This is a genomic window from Alteraurantiacibacter lauratis (assembly GCF_037154155.1).
In the GTDB taxonomy this organism is placed as follows: domain Bacteria; phylum Pseudomonadota; class Alphaproteobacteria; order Sphingomonadales; family Sphingomonadaceae; genus Alteraurantiacibacter; species Alteraurantiacibacter lauratis.
In genome coordinates this window covers 19,547-34,490 of sequence record NZ_JBANRN010000009.1, presented here as the reverse complement: position 1 = coordinate 34,490, position 14,944 = coordinate 19,547, and the positions used below count along the sequence as shown (strand labels likewise).

Here is a 14,944-nt window from a genome sequence, read left to right as displayed (position 1 = left end):
CGGAGTTGGGGCGCTTACGCCATTCCCTGTATCTCTTCGCTAGACTTTCCACCATACTGATTTCGCCTTGCTTGGATGGCCAATTGCCTTCCAGTCCTGTCGTTATGTCCGCCACCAAAATCCTGTGGGGCCAGGTCTTCACGGTCTTCCTGATCGTGCTCACCGCCATATGGGCCGCGACGCAATGGACGGCCGCGGCGCTCGCTTACCAGCCCGAGCTTGGGGCACCCTGGTTCATGCTCGGCGATTGGCCGATCTATCCGCCGCCGGCTTTCTTCTGGTGGTGGTTCTCCTTCGACGCCTATGCACCCGAGATATTCCAGACCGGGGCGTTCATCGCCACGTCGGGCGGGTTCGCCGCCATCGTCGTCGCCATCGCCATGTCGGTATGGCGCGCGCGTGAGCTGAAGAATGCCGCGACCTACGGCTCGGCGCGCTGGGCGGAGACAGCGGAGGTGCGCGCCGCCGGACTGCTTGGCGAAAATGGTGTCGTTCTCGGTCGCCTGGGGCGCGGCTACCTGCGCCACGATGGTCCCGAGCATGTGCTGTGTTTCGCGCCCACGCGGTCGGGCAAGGGCGTGGGGCTGGTGATTCCGACGCTTCTCACCTGGCCGGGCTCTGCGATCGTGCATGACATCAAGGGTGAGAACTGGCAGCTCACCGCCGGCTTTCGAGCCCAGCACGCGCGGGTGCTGCTGTTCGATCCGACCAACGGCGCGTCGGCCGCCTACAATCCCCTGCTCGAAATCCGCAAGGGCGCCTGGGAAGTGCGCGACGTGCAGAACGTCGCCGACGTGCTGGTGGACCCGGAGGGTTCGCTGGAAAAGCGCAATCACTGGGAAAAGACCTCCCACGCCTTGCTGGTCGGCACGATCCTCCATGTGCTTTACGCCGAGGCCGACAAGTCGCTCGCCGGTGTCGCCGCCTTCCTGTCCGATCCCCGCCGTCCGATCGAGAGCACGCTTTGGGCGATGATGACGACGCCGCATTTGGGCGAGGCGGGCGTGCATCCCGTCGTCGCTTCGGCCGCGCGCGAGCTGCTCAACAAATCGGCCAACGAACGATCGGGCGTGCTCTCGACGGCCATGTCGTTCCTGGGCCTCTATCGCGATCCCGTCGTCGCGCAGGTCACACGCACCTGCGAGTGGCGCATATCGGATCTGGTCGAGGGCGAACTGCCGGTGACGCTCTATCTCGTCGTGCCGCCGTCCGACATCTCGCGCACCAAACCGCTCGTTCGCCTCATCCTCAACCAGATCGGGCGCCGGCTGACCGAAGACCTGAAGGCGCGGCAGTCGCGCCACCGCCTGCTGTTGATGCTCGACGAGTTTCCGGCGCTGGGGCGGCTCGACTTCTTCGAGAGCGCGCTGGCGTTCATGGCGGGCTACGGCATCCAGAGCTTCCTCATCGCCCAAAGCCTCAACCAGATTGAGAAGGCTTACGGGCCGAACAACGCGATCCTCGACAATTGCCATGTTCGCGTCTCGTTCGCCACCAACGATGAGCGCACCGCCAAGCGCATATCGGACGCGCTCGGCACCGCGACCGAGATGCGGGCCATGAAGAATTACGCGGGGCATCGCCTCTCGCCCTGGCTCGGGCATTTGATGGTCTCGCGCTCCGAGACCGCCCGCCAGCTTCTCACCCCCGGCGAGATCATGCAGCTCCCGCCCGACGACGAGATCGTCATGGTCGCCGGCATCCCGCCGATCCGGGCGAAGAAGGTCCGCTACTTCAAGGATAGGCGGTTCACGGAGCGGGTGCTGTCGCCGCCGGATAGCAATGTCGGAAGAGGCCCGCCGCGCCCGGACGACTGGAGCGGTCTGCCGCCAGTCGAGGCCCCGCCGATGCCCGAACCGATCGAGCACGATGCGCCGAAGAAGCCGAAGAAGAAAAAGGCCGGCAAGAAAAAGGCGGACGATCAGGACGATGCCGATAACGCCGACCTGCGCCGCGAGCCGGCGTTGGAACGCCATATCGACATTGCGCCGACGCCCCGGCCCATGCCCGCCAACGAGTTCGAGCTGGACGAGTCCGATAGCGATACCGACGCGGCGCGGCAAGCGGCGATGCGCCGCCAGATGCAGCGTATCGCGCGGCAGGCGTCGCTCGATCCCGACGACGGCATCGAGCTATGAGCACCAAGACTCCGCTGTCGGTCTATCTCGACCCCGAGCTTATGCACGCGCTCGCCGCCTATGCCGATCGGCGCGGGAAGTCGCGTTCGTTGATCGCAGAGGCCGCCATCGCGTCCTTCCTCTCACCCGACGCCGACGAGCAGCGCGAGGCGGCCATCGCCAAGCGGCTCGATCGGATCGACCGCCGCATGACGCGGCTGGAGCGTGATACCGGCATCGGCGTCGAGATGATCGCGCTGTTCGTTCGTTTCTGGCTGTCCAATACCCCGGCGCCGCCCGAAGCGGAGCGGGCCGCCATGCGCCGCCAGGGCGGTGATCGCTACGATGCTTTCATCGAGGCGCTCGGCCGCCGACTCGCGAAGGGGCCGAAGGTCCGTCAGGAAATCGGCGAAGACTTTCCACCCCAAGAAGAATGAGCCGCCTACGCTGCTCCCTGTCTTTCTTCGCCAGACTACGACGCCCGCATTTACTTGTTGAAGCGCCCCCTTTTCTGTCTCTCTTGATGTGCCCCTGACGCCGGGCGGCGGTTCGCCCGGCCCAATTCAGGGGCCTTGTCTTGACCGTCCACCCGATCCGTTCCGAGGCGAAGACACGCGGCGCGCGGATGCTGCGCACGGCGCTGGGGCCGTCGATCGCGACCTGGCTGGATGATCCCGCGGTCATCGAGGTGATGCTGAACCCGGATGGCCGGCTGTGGATCGACCGGCTCGGCGAAGGCATCAGCGACACCGGCGAGTTGCTGACCGCTGCGGACGGCGAACGCATCGTGCGCCTGGTCGCGCATCATGTCGGCGTCGAGGTTCATGCCCGGTCCCCGCGCGTCTCGGCCGAGCTACCGGAGGGTGGCGAACGGTTCGAGGGGTTGCTGCCGCCCGTTGTCGCAGCGCCCGCCTTCGCGATCCGCAAGCCCGCCGTCGCCGTGTTCACGCTCGACGACTATGCGGCCGCCGGGATCATGTCGCCGGCCGAGGCCGAGGCGCTGCGCCAGGGCGTCGCGGCCCGCGCCAATATCATCGTCGCGGGCGGCACCGGCGCCGGCAAGACCACGCTGGTCAACGCGCTCCTGGCCGAGATCGCCAGAACCGCCGACCGCATCGTCCTGATCGAAGACACGCGCGAGCTGCAATGCGCCGCGCCCAACCTTGTCGCCATGCGGACCAAGGATGGCGTCGTCTCGCTGTCCGATCTTGTCCGGTCCTCGCTGCGCCTGCGGCCTGACCGCATCCCCATCGGCGAAGTCAGGGGAAGCGAGGCGCTCGATCTCATCAAGGCGTGGGGAACGGGGCACCCCGGCGGTGTCGGCACGATCCATGCCGGGACCGCGCTCGGGGCGCTGCGCCGCATGGAGCAGCTCATTCAGGAGGCCGTCGTCACGGTCCCGCGCGCGCTGATCGCCGAGACCATCGACCTGATCGCCGTGCTGGTCCGCGACGGACACGGCCGCCGCCTCGCCGAGCTGGCCCGCGTCGAAGGGCTCGACCCCGCCACCGGCGACTACCGCCTCGCGCCCCTTTCCACCACCCAACCGGGAGACCTCCCATGAAGAAGGACACCAAGCGCCGCCTGCTGGGCGGAACCATGCTCGACCGCCTCGGCCATGCCGGGATCACCGCTGTCGGCCTGCTCTACGCAATGCCCGCCCATGCGGGCGGATCGTCGATGCCGTGGGAAGCCCCGCTGCAATCCATCCTCGAAAGCATCGAGGGGCCGGTCGCCAAGATCATCGCGGTGATAATCATCATCGTGACCGGCCTCACCCTGGCGTTCGGCGACACGTCGGGCGGGGCGCGGCGGATGATCCAGATCGTCTTCGGCCTCAGCATCGCGTTCGCGGCCAGCTCGTTCTTTTTGTCCTTCTTCTCGTTCGGCGGGGGGCTGGTCGTCGCATGACGGGCGCGGCCGATCCTGTCGAGCCGATCGCGGGCTACTATGCCCCCGTTCACCGGGCGCTGATCGAGCCGATATTGCTCGGCGGCGCTCCGCGCTCGCTCGCCATCGTCAACGGCACCCTGGCCGGCGCGATCGGGCTGGGCCTGCGGCTCTGGCTCGCCGGTCTCGTGATCTGGGCCATCGGCCACGCGCTCTCGGTATGGGCCGCGCGGCGCGATCCGCAGTTCGTGGACGTGGCCCGGCGCCACCTCAAATATCCGGCCTGGATGCGGCCATGATGAGCTTGCGCGAATATCGCGGGCAAGCTGCGCATCTGGCCGACTTCCTGCCCTGGGCGGCGCTGGTCGGCGAAGGCGTCGTCCTCAACAAAGACGGGTCGCTCCAGCGCACGGCGCGGTTCCGTGGCCCCGATCTCGACAGCGCCACGCCCGCCGAGCTGGTGGCGACCACGGCGCGGCTCAACAATGCGCTGCGCCGCCTGGGCTCGGGCTGGGCGATCTTCGTCGAGGCGCAGCGGTCCCCCGCGCTCGACTACCCGGATTCGGAGTTTCCCGATCCGGTCTCGGCGCTGGTGGACATGGAGCGGCGCGAACAGTTCCGCGAGGAAGGCGCGCATTTCGAGAGCCGCTATTACCTGACGCTGCTGTGGATGCCGCCGGCCGAGGAAGCGGCCCGCGCCGAGGGCTGGCTTTACGAGGGCCGCTCGACCACCGGCGTCGATCCGTGGGAGTTGCTTAAGGGCTTCACCGATCGCAGCGACCGGGTGTTGAACCTGGTCGAAGGCTTCGTGCCCGAGGTTCGCTGGCTCGATGACGGCGAGACGCTGACCTACCTGCACAGCACCATCTCCACCCGTCGCCAGCGCGTGCGCGTTCCCGAGACGCCCATGCACCTCGACGCGCTGCTGGCCGACGAGCCGCTGACCGGCGGGCTGGAGCCGCGCCTGGGCGAGCATCATCTGCGCGCGCTGACCGTCGTGGGTTTCCCGAGCGTCACCTTTCCCGGCCTGCTCGACGAGCTGAACCGGCTCGCCTTCGAGTATCGCTGGTCCACCCGCGCGCTGATGCTCGACAAGACCGACGCGACCAAGCTGCTGAGCAAGATCAGGCGGCAATGGTTCGCCAAGCGTAAGTCGGTCGCGGCGATCCTCAAGGAGATCATGACCAACGAGGCATCGACGCTGCTTGACAGCGACGCCTCGAACAAGGCCGCCGACGCCGATACGGCGCTCCAAGAACTCGGCGCCGACTATGCCGGCATGGCCTATGTGACGGCGACCGTCACCGTATGGGACCGCGACCCGGCCATCGCCGCCGAGAAGCTGCGGCTGGTCGAGAAGATCATCCAGGGCCGGGACTTCACCGTCATCCCCGAGGGGATGAACGCGATCGAGGCATGGTTGGGGAGCCTGCCCGGCCACACCTACGCCAATGTCCGGCAACCGCCGATCTCCACCATCAATCTCGCCCACCTGATCCCCCTGTCAGCGGTATGGGCGGGGCCGGAACGGGACGAGCATTTCGATGCTCCCCCCTTGCTTTACGGCAAGACGGAAGGCTCGACCCCGTTCCGGTTTTCCCTTCACGTCGGCGATGTCGGCCATACGTTGATCGTCGGGCCGACCGGCGCCGGCAAGTCCGTCCTGCTCGCGCTGATGGCGATGCAGTTTCGCCGCTACGAGAACGGCCAGATCTTCGCCTTCGATTTCGGCGGCAGCATCCGCGCCGCCGCGCTCGGCATGGGCGGCGACTGGCAGGATCTCGGCGGCGGCCTTTCCGACGACAATGACGGCGGCGTCCAGTTGCAGCCGCTCGCGCGCATCGACGATCCCGCCGAACGTGCCTGGGCGGCCGAATGGCTGGCGGCGATCTTCGCGTCCGAAGGCGTCACGGTCGATCCGCAAGCGAAAGAGCATATCTGGTCGGCGCTGACCTCGCTCGCCAGCGCGCCGCAGGCCGAGCGCACGCTGACCGGGCTCGCGGTCCTGTTGCAGAGCCAGCAGCTCAAGCAGGCGCTCGCGCCCTATTGCATCGGCGGGCCGTGGGGGCGGCTGCTCGACGCCGAGGCCGAGCGCCTGGGCGAAGCCGACGTGCAGGCGTTCGAGACCGAGGGCCTGGTTGGTGCCGGATCGGCCGCCGCCGTGCTGTCCTATCTGTTCCACCGGATCGAAGGGCGGCTGGACGGCTCGCCGACGCTCATCATCATCGACGAGGGCTGGCTTGTCCTCGACAGCCCGGACTTCGCCGCGCAGCTTCGCGAGTGGCTGAAAACGCTCAGGAAGAAAAACGCTTCCGTCGTCTTCGCCACGCAGACCCTTGCCGACATCGAAACGTCGAGCATCGCGCCGGCCATCATCGAATCCTGCCCGACGCGCATCTTCCTCCCCAACGAGCGCGCCGCCGAGCCGCAGATCGCGGCCATCTACGAGCGGTTCGGGCTCAATGCCCGCCAGATCGAAATCCTCAGCCGGGCCACCCCGAAGCGGGATTATTACTGTCAGAGCCGGCGGGGGAACCGCCTGTTCGAGCTGGGGCTGGGCGAGGTGGCGATGGCTTTCGCCGCCGCCTCGGCCAAGTCCGACCAGCTCCGCATCTCCGAGATCATCGAAGCCTACGGGCAACCCGCGTTCGCCGCCGAATGGCTGCGGCATCGCGGCTGCGCCTGGGCCGTCGAGCTGCTGCCGGAACCGGCATCCGACCGCCAGCACCAGCTTCCCCTCACACCAGACATGGAGATTTCCTGATGAGACTGCCCCCTGTCCGCCGCGCCGTCGTGGCCGGCGTTCTCGCCGTATCGGCCATCGCCCCGATCGCCCTGCCCATGCCGGCGCACGCGCAGTTCGGCGGGATCGTCTATGACCCCACCAACTATGCGCAGAACGTGCTGACGGCCGCCCGGTCGCTCCAGCAGATCAACAACCAGATTCAGCAAATCCAGAACCAGGCGACGAGCCTCATCAACGAGGCGCGCAACCTGACCTCGCTGCCGTTCAGCTCGCTCCAGCAATTGCAGCAGCAGGTTCAGCGCACGCAGCAGCTTCTCTCCGAGGCGCAGCGCATCGCCTACGACGTGCAGGACATCCAGCAGGCGTTCAACGGCCGCTACAAGGGCGCGGCGCTGACCGGCGATCACGCGCAGATGGTCGCCAACGCCAATGCCCGCTGGGAGGATAGCGTCGGCGCGTTTCAGGACGCCTTGCAGGTGCAGGCCGGCGTCGTCGGCAACATCGAGGGCGCTCGCACGACGATGGACAGCCTGGTCTCGGCCAGCCAGTCCGCGACCGGCGCGCTCCAGGCGGCGCAGGCGGGCAACCAGCTCCTCGCCCTGCAATCGCAGCAGCTCGCCGACCTCACCGCCGCCGTTGCGGCGCAGGGCCGGGCGCAGGCGCTCGAATCCGCCCGCCAGGCCGCCGAGGAAGCCGAAGGCCGCGAGCGGTTCCGCCGCTTCATGGGCAACTGAGGCTTCCCATGTCGCGCACGGCGAAGATCGCGGGGGTGGCGGGGCTGGCCGGCCTGATGATGACGGTGGCGATCGTCGCCGTCGTCCGGCCCCAGCAGCCTGCGCCGCCTCCGCCGCTCGCCCTGCCGGCGGAAGAAGGCCGGGACCGGCTTGCGCGCGAGCTGGACCGCTGCGCCACGCTCACCATGCCCGACAGCGGTTGCGAGGCGGCCTGGGCCGCGAACCGCCGCCGCTTCTTCCGCCAGGATGATCCCGCGCCCCATGCCGAGCAAGGCGGCATGGCCCCGGATGCCGAGGACGCCGGGCCATGAACGACACCGGCATCATCGACAATTTTCTGGGCGTCTTCACCGGCTACATCGACAGCGGATTCGGGCTGCTCGGCGGTGAGGTCGCGTTCCTCTCGACCACCCTCATTGCCATCGACGTGACGCTCGCCGGCCTGTTCTGGGCCTGGGGCGCCGACGAGGACGTGCTTCAGCGTCTCGTGAAGAAGACGCTCTATATCGGCACCTTCGCCTTCATCATCGGCAACTTCTCGCTCCTCGCCACCATCGTCTTCGAGAGCTTCGCCGGGCTCGGCCTTCAGGCGAGCGGCGGGGCCATGACGATCGACGATTTCATGAAGCCCGGCACGATCGCCGCGACCGGACTCCAGGCCGGCAAGCCGCTGCTCGATGCGGCGGGTCAGTTCTCAAGCCTGTGGGCCTTCTTCGCCAATGCGGCGCTGATCCTCGTGCTCCTGATCGCGTGGCTGATCGTCGTCCTCGCCTTCTTCATCATCGCCGTGCAGGTCTTCATCACGCTGATCGAGTTCAAGCTGGTGACGTTGGCGGGCTTCGTCCTGCTGCCGTTCGCCTTCTTCAACAAGACCGCCTTCATGGCCGAGAAGGTGCTGGGCCATGTCGTCTCGACCGGCATCAAGGTCTTGGTCCTGGCCGTCATCACCGGCATCGGCACGACGCTGTTCAGCCAGTTCACGACCGCCGGTCTTGGCGCCGAACCCGACATCAATCAGGTCATGGCGATTGCGCTTGCGGCCTTGTCTCTCCTGGGCCTCGCGATCTTCGCCCCCGGCATCGCCAACGGCATCGTGTCGGGCGGCCCGCAACTCGGCGCGGGCGCGGCGGCCGGGACCGCGCTGGCGGCAGGCGGTGCGCTGGTCGGAGGCGCGGCCGCCGCACGGCTCGGCCTGGGCGCGGCAGGTTCGGCGGTTGGCGCGGCCGGCCGGATGACCGGCGCGGCTGCGCGTGGCGGTGCGCAGATGGCGGGCGGCGCCACCAGCGCCTACAGCCTTGGCTCGTTCGGCAAGAGCGGCGCTGGCGCTGTCGCGGGCGGCATGGCCGCCGTCGGCCAGGCGGCGGCGGGAAGCATGGCCGGTGCCGTCCTGTCGCCCTTGCGCAAGGCGGCCGCCAAGGGCGGCGAGGCGATCAAGGCCAACTTCCGCTCGGGCGCTCGCGCCGGATTCACCGCAACCGGCGGCACCATTTCCGGCGGGCCTTCGCCTGCCGCCCCGGCCGCTGGTGCTCCCGCACCGGCTGGCGCCTCCGCCCAGCCCGGATGGGCCGCCGCGATGAAACGCCGCCAGTCCATGACCCACGGCGCGACCGTCCTCGCCCACACGATGAAGGCCGGCGACAGCCGCGGCGGTGGCGGCGGTCCCGACATCAAGGAAAGGGACTGACCCATGTTTCGACGACCCACTATCCGTTACGGCCAAACCCCCGAAGCCACGACACCCTATCAACGCGCCGCGCAGGTCTGGGACGATCGCATCGGCTCCGCGCGCGTCCAGGCGAAGAACTGGCGCATGGCCTTCTTCGGCGCGCTCGCGCTGTCGGGCGGTCTCGCTGGCGGCCTGGTCTGGCAATCGGCGCGCGGCCATATCGTGCCCTGGGTAGTGCAGGTCGATCGGCTCGGCGAGGCACAGGCGGTCGCGCCGGCCGAGACCGGCTATCGGCCGACCGACCCGCAGATCGCGTTCCATCTCGCCCGGTTCGTCGAGCAGGTCAGGAGCGTTCCGGCCGATCCCGTCATCGTCCGCCAGAATTGGCTCAGGGCCTACGACTTCACCACCGATCGCGGGGCGATGGCGCTCAACGACTATGCGCGCGCCAACGATCCTTTCGCCAATGTGGGGCGGGTGCAGGTCGCGGTGGACGTGTCGAGCGTGATCCGGGCCTCGCCCGACAGCTTCCGCGTGGCCTGGACCGAGCGGCGCTATCAGGACGGCAGCCTCACCGCCACCGAACGCTGGTCCGCGATCCTCACCATCGTCGTGCAACCCCCGCGCACGCCCGACGCGCTGCGCAAGAACCCGCTCGGCGTCTTCGTCAACGCCCTCAATTGGTCAAAGGAGCTGTCGCAATGACGCCTTTCCATCGCTCCGCTTCGGCGGTCCTGCTTGTCTCCGCAACCGCGCTCGCCGGCTGCGCCACCACGTCGGCGAAGCCGCCGGCCATCACCTATGACGATCCGCCCGCCGGGATCGCGGCGACACCCGCGCCCGAACCGCCGCGCGCCGTCGAGGTGGTGACGATCCCCGAGCCGCTGCCGCTCCCCGGACAATTGAAGCCGGTCGCGGACAGCGCGGCGCCGGCCGAGCCCGCCGATCCGCGCAGGCGCGTCGGCGCGGCAAACGCCGCCGCTCGCGTGCAGCCGGTGCGCGACGGTTTCCTCAACGCGATCCAGCAATATCCCTGGACCGAAGGCGCGCTCTATCAGGTCTATACCGCGCCCGGCCAGGTGACGGACATCGCCTTGCAGGAAGGCGAGCAGCTCGTGGGACCGGGGCCGGTGGCGGCCGGCGACACCGTGCGCTGGATCATCGGCGACACGGTGAGCGGCAGCGGCCCCACCGCGCGCGTGCATATCCTCGTGAAGCCGACCCGGCCCGACATCGCCACCAACCTTGTCATCAACACCAACCGGCGCACCTATCATCTGGAGCTGCGCGCGACGGCTTCGACCTACATGGCCTCGGTATCGTGGACCTATCCGCATGACGCGCTGATCGCCTTGGCGAACCGCAACGCAGCGGCCACGAACACCGCGCCAGTGGCGAGCGGCGTGGACCTGGCCGCGCTCAATTTCCGCTACCGGATCGAGGGCGACCGCGTGCCGTGGAAGCCCGTTCGCGCCTTCGACGATTCCGCGCAGGTGTTCATCGAGTTTCCGGCCGGGATCTCGCAGGGCGAGATGCCGCCGTTGTTCGTGACGGGCGCGGCCGGCGACGCCGAGCTGGTCAATTATCGCGTGCAGGGCCGCTACATGGTGGTTGACCGCCTGTTCGCGGCGGCCGAGCTGCGCCTGGGCGACCGGCGCAGCGAGCAGCGCGTGCGGATCGTGCGCGACGACGGACGCAGGGGGCGGCCGTGACCGATCCCGCCGATACCCCCGCCGCCGAACCGGCCGCGCCGCAGGCCGCGCGACCCGATCCGCGCGCCTTCCAGCTTCGGGGTAATCCCCCGCGCGTCATGCGGCTGTCGAGGAAGGCGCTCGCCGTGCTGGGCGTCGCCGCCGGTCTCGGGATCGGCGGCTCGCTGATCTATGCGCTCAAGCCCGCCGGCGATCGGGAGGCCAAGGAACTCTACAATACCGAAAGCCGGTCCGCGGCCGAGACCATCACCTCGGGGCCACGCGACTACAGCCAGGCCCCACGGCTTGGCCCGCCGCTTCCCGGCGATCTCGGCGGCCCGATCGTCTCGGCCCAGCAGCGCGGAGAGGATGTGCCGGTGCCGCCGGTCGGCGCACAACCCGATCCTCGCGCCCAGGCCGAGGAAGCCGCACGGCAACGGGCGCAGCAGGAGCGCGAGGCCGCCCGCATGAGCGGCGTGTTCCTCGGCGGTGGCGCGGGCGCGGCCATGCCGTCCCTTCCGGCCTTGCCCGACCTCACGGCGCAGGCGCCGGCCGATCCGGGCGAAGTCGCGCCGCAGGGCGATCAGGCCGCCAAGCGCGCCTTCATGGCGCAGGCGTCGAACCAGCGCACGGTGAGCGTCGAGCGGCTGGCTTCGCCGGCCTCGCCCAACATCGTCCAGGCCGGCAGCATCGTGCCCGCCGCGCTCATCACCGGCATCCGCTCCGACCTTCCGGGCCAGATCACCGCCCAGGTGACGGCCAACGTCTATGACAGCCCCACCGGGCGCATCCTGCTCATTCCGCAGGGCGCGCGCCTGATCGGCGAATATGACAGCGAGATCGCCGCCGGGCAGACCCGCGTGCTGCTCGCATGGGATCGGCTGATATTGCCGGACGGCCGCTCGATCGTTCTCGAGCGCCAGCCCGGCGCCGATGCGGCCGGATACGCCGGCTTGCAGGATCGCGTGAACCAGCATTGGGGCAATCTCCTGAAAGCCGCCGCCGTCTCGACGCTGCTCGGCGTGGGTGTGGAGCTGGGCGCGGACAGCGAGGATGACCTGACCCGCGCGCTGCGCCGCGGATCGCAGGACACCATCAACCAGACCGGCCAGCAGATCGTGCGGCGACAATTGAATGTGCAGCCCACGCTCACCATCCGGCCGGGCCACCCGCTCCGGGTCGTTCTGACGCGCGACCTCATATTGGAGCCGATCGGAGCCACTCGATGACGAAATTGAAGCTGGGGCCGCTGGCCGATGACAAGCCGGTCAAGCTCGCCGTGGAGCTGCCCGCGCCGGTCCATCGCGACTTGCAAGCCTATGCCGCCGCACTCGCGGCCGAAACCGGAGGATCGCCGGTCCCGCCCGAAAAGCTGGTCGCGCCGATGCTCGCCCGGTTCATGGAAACCGACCGGGCCTTTCGCCGGCACCGCGCGCAGGGGAATTGATCGCGCGGGTTCTGCCGTCAGTTGCCCATGAACCGCTTGAAGCGGTCCCGGCCCTCGGCCTCGACGACGGCTTGCTCGGCGTTGGCGCACTCCGCGCCCCGCACCGTGCCTTCCGCGCATTGCGCCACGACCTGCCGCGCTTCATCGAGATGCGCCGCGAAATATTGCGTGCCGCGCGGCTCGGCCGGCGCCGATATGGCGGCGGCGCTTGGCGCGGCCGGCGCGATGATCGGGCGCAGGGTGAAGCCCGCCCCGAATCCGATGACCAATGTGACCAGCACGATGATGAGTGTCTTTCCTTGCGTCATGACGGCTCCTTTCCCGGTTGCTGAGACGATGGCGGCCGCCCTGGGATCGGCGGCTGCGAATAGCGGGTGGCTACGAAGTCGAGAAAACGGCGCAGCACCGGATTGTCATTGTCCTCGCGCCAATAGCCCGAGAAGCCGATCCGCATATGCCCGTTGGTCTCGTGGACCTCACGGAAGACGACGCCTGGGACGTGGATGCCGAGCGCCGATTCCGCAACGATTGAAATGTGCCCGCCGAGCGCGATGACGCTCAACACGGTGTCTCGCCTGATGTCCTCCATGTCGATCTCTGGCGAATAGCCCGGCATCCCGAGCTTGCCCAGGAGCATGTTGCGCGTCTCGGGACCGGGATCTTGCTCCATGAGCAAGAACCGTTCGCCGATCAGATCGGTCCAGTGGATGCGGTCGCGCTGCGCAAGCGCATGGCCTTCGGGCATCGCCACTAGGATGCGCTCGCTCCAGAAAGAGCGGCTCATCAGTCCTTGATAGGGCGCCTCGCCGATCATGATGGCGATGTCGAGCAGCCCGTTCTCAATTCCGGCCAGCAGCATGTCGCGGTCGCGCTCGAACCCGCGCAGACGCACGTCGGGATGGTACTTGCCAAACTCGCTCAGGGTCGCACGCAGGTTGCCGGCCGAGAAGGAGGTGTAGAAACCCACGGCCAGCTTGCCGGCATGGCCATTGTTCGTGGCGCGGACCCAGGCGTTCAATTCCTCCCACTCTTTCATGATCCGCTGCGCGACGCGCAGATAGGTCGCGCCGTTCGCGGTCAGGGTCGCGCCGCGCGTCTTGCGGTCGAACAGCACCATGCCCAGCCGCTTCTCGGTTTCGAGGATATGCCGGCTCAAGGTCGCCTGCTTGATATTGAGACTGCGCGCCGCCCGACTGAAGCTGCCTGCCTCGGCCGCCGCGATTAGGTAGCGGAGCTGGCGCAGCTCGATCATTAGCCTGGTTCAATCGAGGAAGAGATCAGGGCAGGATCGAAACTCGGGTTTCGATCCTGATTGGCACGCCACGGCACGAAAACTTCGGAGATTAGGATGGCGGAGGTAGCGTGCCTAGGACGGCCACCAGCGCGAGCAGCGTGACACCGGCCGCGAGTTCCAGCCCGATGCTGAGGCGTAGCATCCGTAGCGGCGTGTCCGTTGCGTCCTTCCCAACAGCGGCAAGGGCCGGTGCCAGGCGGAACCGATTGGCCCCGGCCAGTGCGAGCATCATGGCAAACAGCGCCAATTTGGCGATAAGCGTCCGTCCATAGGGGGTTTCCGCAAGCATCAGCATATTCTCGAAACCGATCAGCATGACACCGTTGATGAGTCCGGTCCCGATCAGCAGTAGGACAGCGAATGTCCCAACCCGCGCGAAGCGTGCGAGCGCCGTGATGAGCGGCCAAAGGCGAGCGCTGGAATCGGCGGGTCGCCAAAACATGATGCCTGCGAAGGCCGCCAGCGCGCCGATCCAAATCGAGGCTGCGAGCAGATGAACGACGTCGGAAAGAAGGAGCGGCAGGAAGCCGGTGGCTCCCGCGTGGCTGGTCCAGACGAATGTTGCGTTGATCAAAGCCGCTATGACCGCCGCCGCCAGCCACAGCACGCGCTCCGGGCTGAACGCGGCGACAACGATCACCAGCAGCGCAGCACCGACGGCGCGGACCAGAATAGCCATTCCCAGCGGTAGGCTGATCACAGCGCGAAGTGCGTCCGGGCTGAGCGCCGCTTCGAGCGAGCCTGCCATCATCGCGGTCTGTGCAACGAGTGCCGCTGGCGCAGCGGCCAGCAGCACCAACGCCGCGGCCAGCACCATGCGGCGCGGCCATACCAGCGCCATCGCTCGGACCGCAGGGTTGTAGAGCATGAAGGCGGGCAGGCCCAACGCGATTGCGATGGCGACATATTGCACGCCGCGCAGGGCAATGACCCAAAGCTCTATCACCTCAGCGGACAGTGAAGGCGAACGATCCCGTCATCCGGTGCCCGTCGCCGGCGGCGATCCGCCAATTGATCGTATATCGACCCGCAGCAAGCTGCTGTGCAGGAACCCCGCTGATGGATTTACGATCCTCGCTGACGCTGGTGCGTATCGCGATGGCCGTCCCAGCGGAATTGATCAGGTCGAAGCCTGAGAAAGCGGGAACGATCGTGTCGCTGAAACTTAGCGTAAGCCGAGCCGGAGCCGCGACGGTCGCGTTCGCCACCGGGGTCGAACTGACGAGGTGAACATGGGCGTAAGCCGCTGTTGCAGAGAGAAGCAACGCTGCGGTGGCAGAGATGGAATAGAGAATGCGTTTCATCGGTTTCACTTTGATACATGGCTCCAAGGTGGCCAATCCTGAATACGCGGCCAAG

The 14,944-nt window shown here is 67.9% G+C and carries 17 protein-coding genes; 13 read left to right on the top strand and 4 right to left on the bottom strand.

Annotation, left to right across the window (positions count from 1 at the left end; translation table 11 throughout):
- Window positions 1-104 precede the first annotated feature (104 nt).
- The 13 genes from WFP39_RS09545 (at window position 105) to WFP39_RS09485 (ending at window position 12,291) form a co-directional block, all read left to right on the top strand.
- The gene (locus WFP39_RS09545) at window positions 105-2,138 is read left to right on the top strand and encodes a conjugal transfer protein TraG (RefSeq protein ID WP_336919275.1); all 2,034 of its coding nucleotides are present in this window, start codon (window positions 105-107) and stop codon (window positions 2,136-2,138) included.
- Window positions 2,135-2,554, top strand: coding sequence for a CopG family ribbon-helix-helix protein (locus tag WFP39_RS09540; RefSeq protein ID WP_336919273.1), 420 nt, complete (start codon window positions 2,135-2,137; stop codon window positions 2,552-2,554). Before WFP39_RS09545 ends, WFP39_RS09540 begins: the two co-directional genes overlap by 4 nt.
- A gap of 140 nt (window positions 2,555-2,694) precedes the next feature.
- Window positions 2,695-3,681 (top strand): P-type conjugative transfer ATPase TrbB, encoded by a 987-nt coding sequence (gene trbB / locus WFP39_RS09535; protein ID WP_336919271.1) that lies wholly within the window; start codon window positions 2,695-2,697, stop codon window positions 3,679-3,681.
- A 35-nt stretch (window positions 3,682-3,716) separates the two neighbouring features.
- The gene (locus WFP39_RS09530; RefSeq protein WP_336919384.1) at window positions 3,717-4,028 is read left to right on the top strand and encodes a TrbC/VirB2 family type IV secretion system protein; all 312 of its coding nucleotides are present in this window, start codon (window positions 3,717-3,719) and stop codon (window positions 4,026-4,028) included.
- Window positions 4,025-4,306 (top strand): VirB3 family type IV secretion system protein, encoded by a 282-nt coding sequence (locus WFP39_RS09525; RefSeq protein WP_336919269.1) that lies wholly within the window; start codon window positions 4,025-4,027, stop codon window positions 4,304-4,306. Before WFP39_RS09530 ends, WFP39_RS09525 begins: the two co-directional genes overlap by 4 nt.
- On the top strand, window positions 4,303-6,771 hold the full coding sequence (gene trbE / locus WFP39_RS09520) for a conjugal transfer protein TrbE (protein ID WP_336919268.1): 2,469 nt from the start codon (window positions 4,303-4,305) through the stop codon (window positions 6,769-6,771). Before WFP39_RS09525 ends, trbE begins: the two co-directional genes overlap by 4 nt.
- Complete coding sequence (gene trbJ, locus WFP39_RS09515) at window positions 6,771-7,487, top strand: P-type conjugative transfer protein TrbJ (RefSeq protein ID WP_336919267.1); 717 nt, start codon at window positions 6,771-6,773, stop codon at window positions 7,485-7,487. Before trbE ends, trbJ begins: the two co-directional genes overlap by 1 nt.
- 8 nt (window positions 7,488-7,495) lie before the next feature.
- Entirely contained in the window at window positions 7,496-7,798 is a 303-nt protein-coding gene (trbK-alt, locus tag WFP39_RS09510; protein WP_336919265.1) for a putative entry exclusion protein TrbK-alt, read from the top strand.
- Window positions 7,795-9,171 carry a P-type conjugative transfer protein TrbL gene (gene trbL, locus WFP39_RS09505; protein ID WP_336919264.1) on the top strand — a complete coding sequence of 459 codons (1,377 nt, stop codon included), beginning with the start codon at window positions 7,795-7,797 and terminating at the stop codon, window positions 9,169-9,171. The genes trbK-alt and trbL overlap by 4 nt, the downstream gene beginning before the upstream one ends.
- 3 nt (window positions 9,172-9,174) lie before the next feature.
- Entirely contained in the window at window positions 9,175-9,858 is a 684-nt protein-coding gene (gene trbF / locus WFP39_RS09500) for a conjugal transfer protein TrbF (RefSeq protein WP_336919263.1), read from the top strand.
- Window positions 9,855-10,865: a P-type conjugative transfer protein TrbG gene (trbG, locus tag WFP39_RS09495; RefSeq protein WP_336919261.1), complete on the top strand. Its 1,011-nt coding sequence runs from the start codon at window positions 9,855-9,857 to the stop codon at window positions 10,863-10,865. Before trbF ends, trbG begins: the two co-directional genes overlap by 4 nt.
- A complete protein-coding gene (locus tag WFP39_RS09490; RefSeq protein ID WP_336919259.1) occupies window positions 10,862-12,073 on the top strand; it encodes a TraB/TrbI/VirB10 family type IV secretion system protein in 1,212 nt (403 codons plus the stop codon). Before trbG ends, WFP39_RS09490 begins: the two co-directional genes overlap by 4 nt.
- Window positions 12,070-12,291, top strand: coding sequence for a DUF2274 domain-containing protein (locus WFP39_RS09485; RefSeq protein ID WP_336919258.1), 222 nt, complete (start codon window positions 12,070-12,072; stop codon window positions 12,289-12,291). The genes WFP39_RS09490 and WFP39_RS09485 overlap by 4 nt, the downstream gene beginning before the upstream one ends.
- Before the next feature lie 17 nt (window positions 12,292-12,308).
- Here WFP39_RS09485 and WFP39_RS09480 read toward each other — a convergent pair whose 3' ends face one another.
- The 4 genes from WFP39_RS09480 to copC all read right to left on the bottom strand — a co-directional run bounded on the left by WFP39_RS09480 (window position 12,309) and on the right by copC (window position 14,889).
- Complete coding sequence (locus WFP39_RS09480; RefSeq protein ID WP_336919256.1) at window positions 12,309-12,599, bottom strand: hypothetical protein; 291 nt, start codon at window positions 12,597-12,599, stop codon at window positions 12,309-12,311.
- Window positions 12,596-13,543, bottom strand: a complete 948-nt coding sequence (locus tag WFP39_RS09475) for a LysR family transcriptional regulator (protein ID WP_336919255.1) — start codon at window positions 13,541-13,543, stop codon at window positions 12,596-12,598. The genes WFP39_RS09480 and WFP39_RS09475 overlap by 4 nt, the downstream gene beginning before the upstream one ends.
- A 91-nt stretch (window positions 13,544-13,634) precedes the next feature.
- Window positions 13,635-14,498, bottom strand: a complete 864-nt coding sequence (locus tag WFP39_RS09470) for a CopD family protein (protein ID WP_336919254.1) — start codon at window positions 14,496-14,498, stop codon at window positions 13,635-13,637.
- 34 nt (window positions 14,499-14,532) lie between these two features.
- Window positions 14,533-14,889: a copper homeostasis periplasmic binding protein CopC gene (copC, locus tag WFP39_RS09465; RefSeq protein WP_336919253.1), complete on the bottom strand. Its 357-nt coding sequence runs from the start codon at window positions 14,887-14,889 to the stop codon at window positions 14,533-14,535.
- Window positions 14,890-14,944 lie beyond the last annotated feature (55 nt).

Excerpts from the sequence above, each read along its gene's own strand:
- WFP39_RS09545 (WP_336919275.1), top strand. The coding sequence starts at position 105 with ATGTCCGCCACCAAAATCCTGTGGGGCCAGGTCTTCACGGTCTTCCTG.
- WFP39_RS09540 (WP_336919273.1), top strand. The coding sequence starts at position 2,135 with ATGAGCACCAAGACTCCGCTGTCGGTCTATCTCGACCCCGAGCTTATG.
- WFP39_RS09530 (WP_336919384.1), top strand. The coding sequence starts at position 3,717 with ATGCTCGACCGCCTCGGCCATGCCGGGATCACCGCTGTCGGCCTGCTC.
- WFP39_RS09525 (WP_336919269.1), top strand. The coding sequence starts at position 4,025 with ATGACGGGCGCGGCCGATCCTGTCGAGCCGATCGCGGGCTACTATGCC.
- trbE (WP_336919268.1), top strand. The coding sequence starts at position 4,303 with ATGATGAGCTTGCGCGAATATCGCGGGCAAGCTGCGCATCTGGCCGAC.
- trbJ (WP_336919267.1), top strand. The coding sequence starts at position 6,771 with ATGAGACTGCCCCCTGTCCGCCGCGCCGTCGTGGCCGGCGTTCTCGCC.
- trbK-alt (WP_336919265.1), top strand. The coding sequence starts at position 7,496 with ATGTCGCGCACGGCGAAGATCGCGGGGGTGGCGGGGCTGGCCGGCCTG.
- trbL (WP_336919264.1), top strand. The coding sequence starts at position 7,795 with ATGAACGACACCGGCATCATCGACAATTTTCTGGGCGTCTTCACCGGC.
- trbF (WP_336919263.1), top strand. The coding sequence starts at position 9,175 with ATGTTTCGACGACCCACTATCCGTTACGGCCAAACCCCCGAAGCCACG.
- trbG (WP_336919261.1), top strand. The coding sequence starts at position 9,855 with ATGACGCCTTTCCATCGCTCCGCTTCGGCGGTCCTGCTTGTCTCCGCA.
- WFP39_RS09485 (WP_336919258.1), top strand. The coding sequence starts at position 12,070 with ATGACGAAATTGAAGCTGGGGCCGCTGGCCGATGACAAGCCGGTCAAG.
- WFP39_RS09480 (WP_336919256.1), bottom strand. The coding sequence starts at position 12,599 with ATGACGCAAGGAAAGACACTCATCATCGTGCTGGTCACATTGGTCATC.
- WFP39_RS09475 (WP_336919255.1), bottom strand. The coding sequence starts at position 13,543 with ATGATCGAGCTGCGCCAGCTCCGCTACCTAATCGCGGCGGCCGAGGCA.
- copC (WP_336919253.1), bottom strand. The coding sequence starts at position 14,889 with ATGAAACGCATTCTCTATTCCATCTCTGCCACCGCAGCGTTGCTTCTC.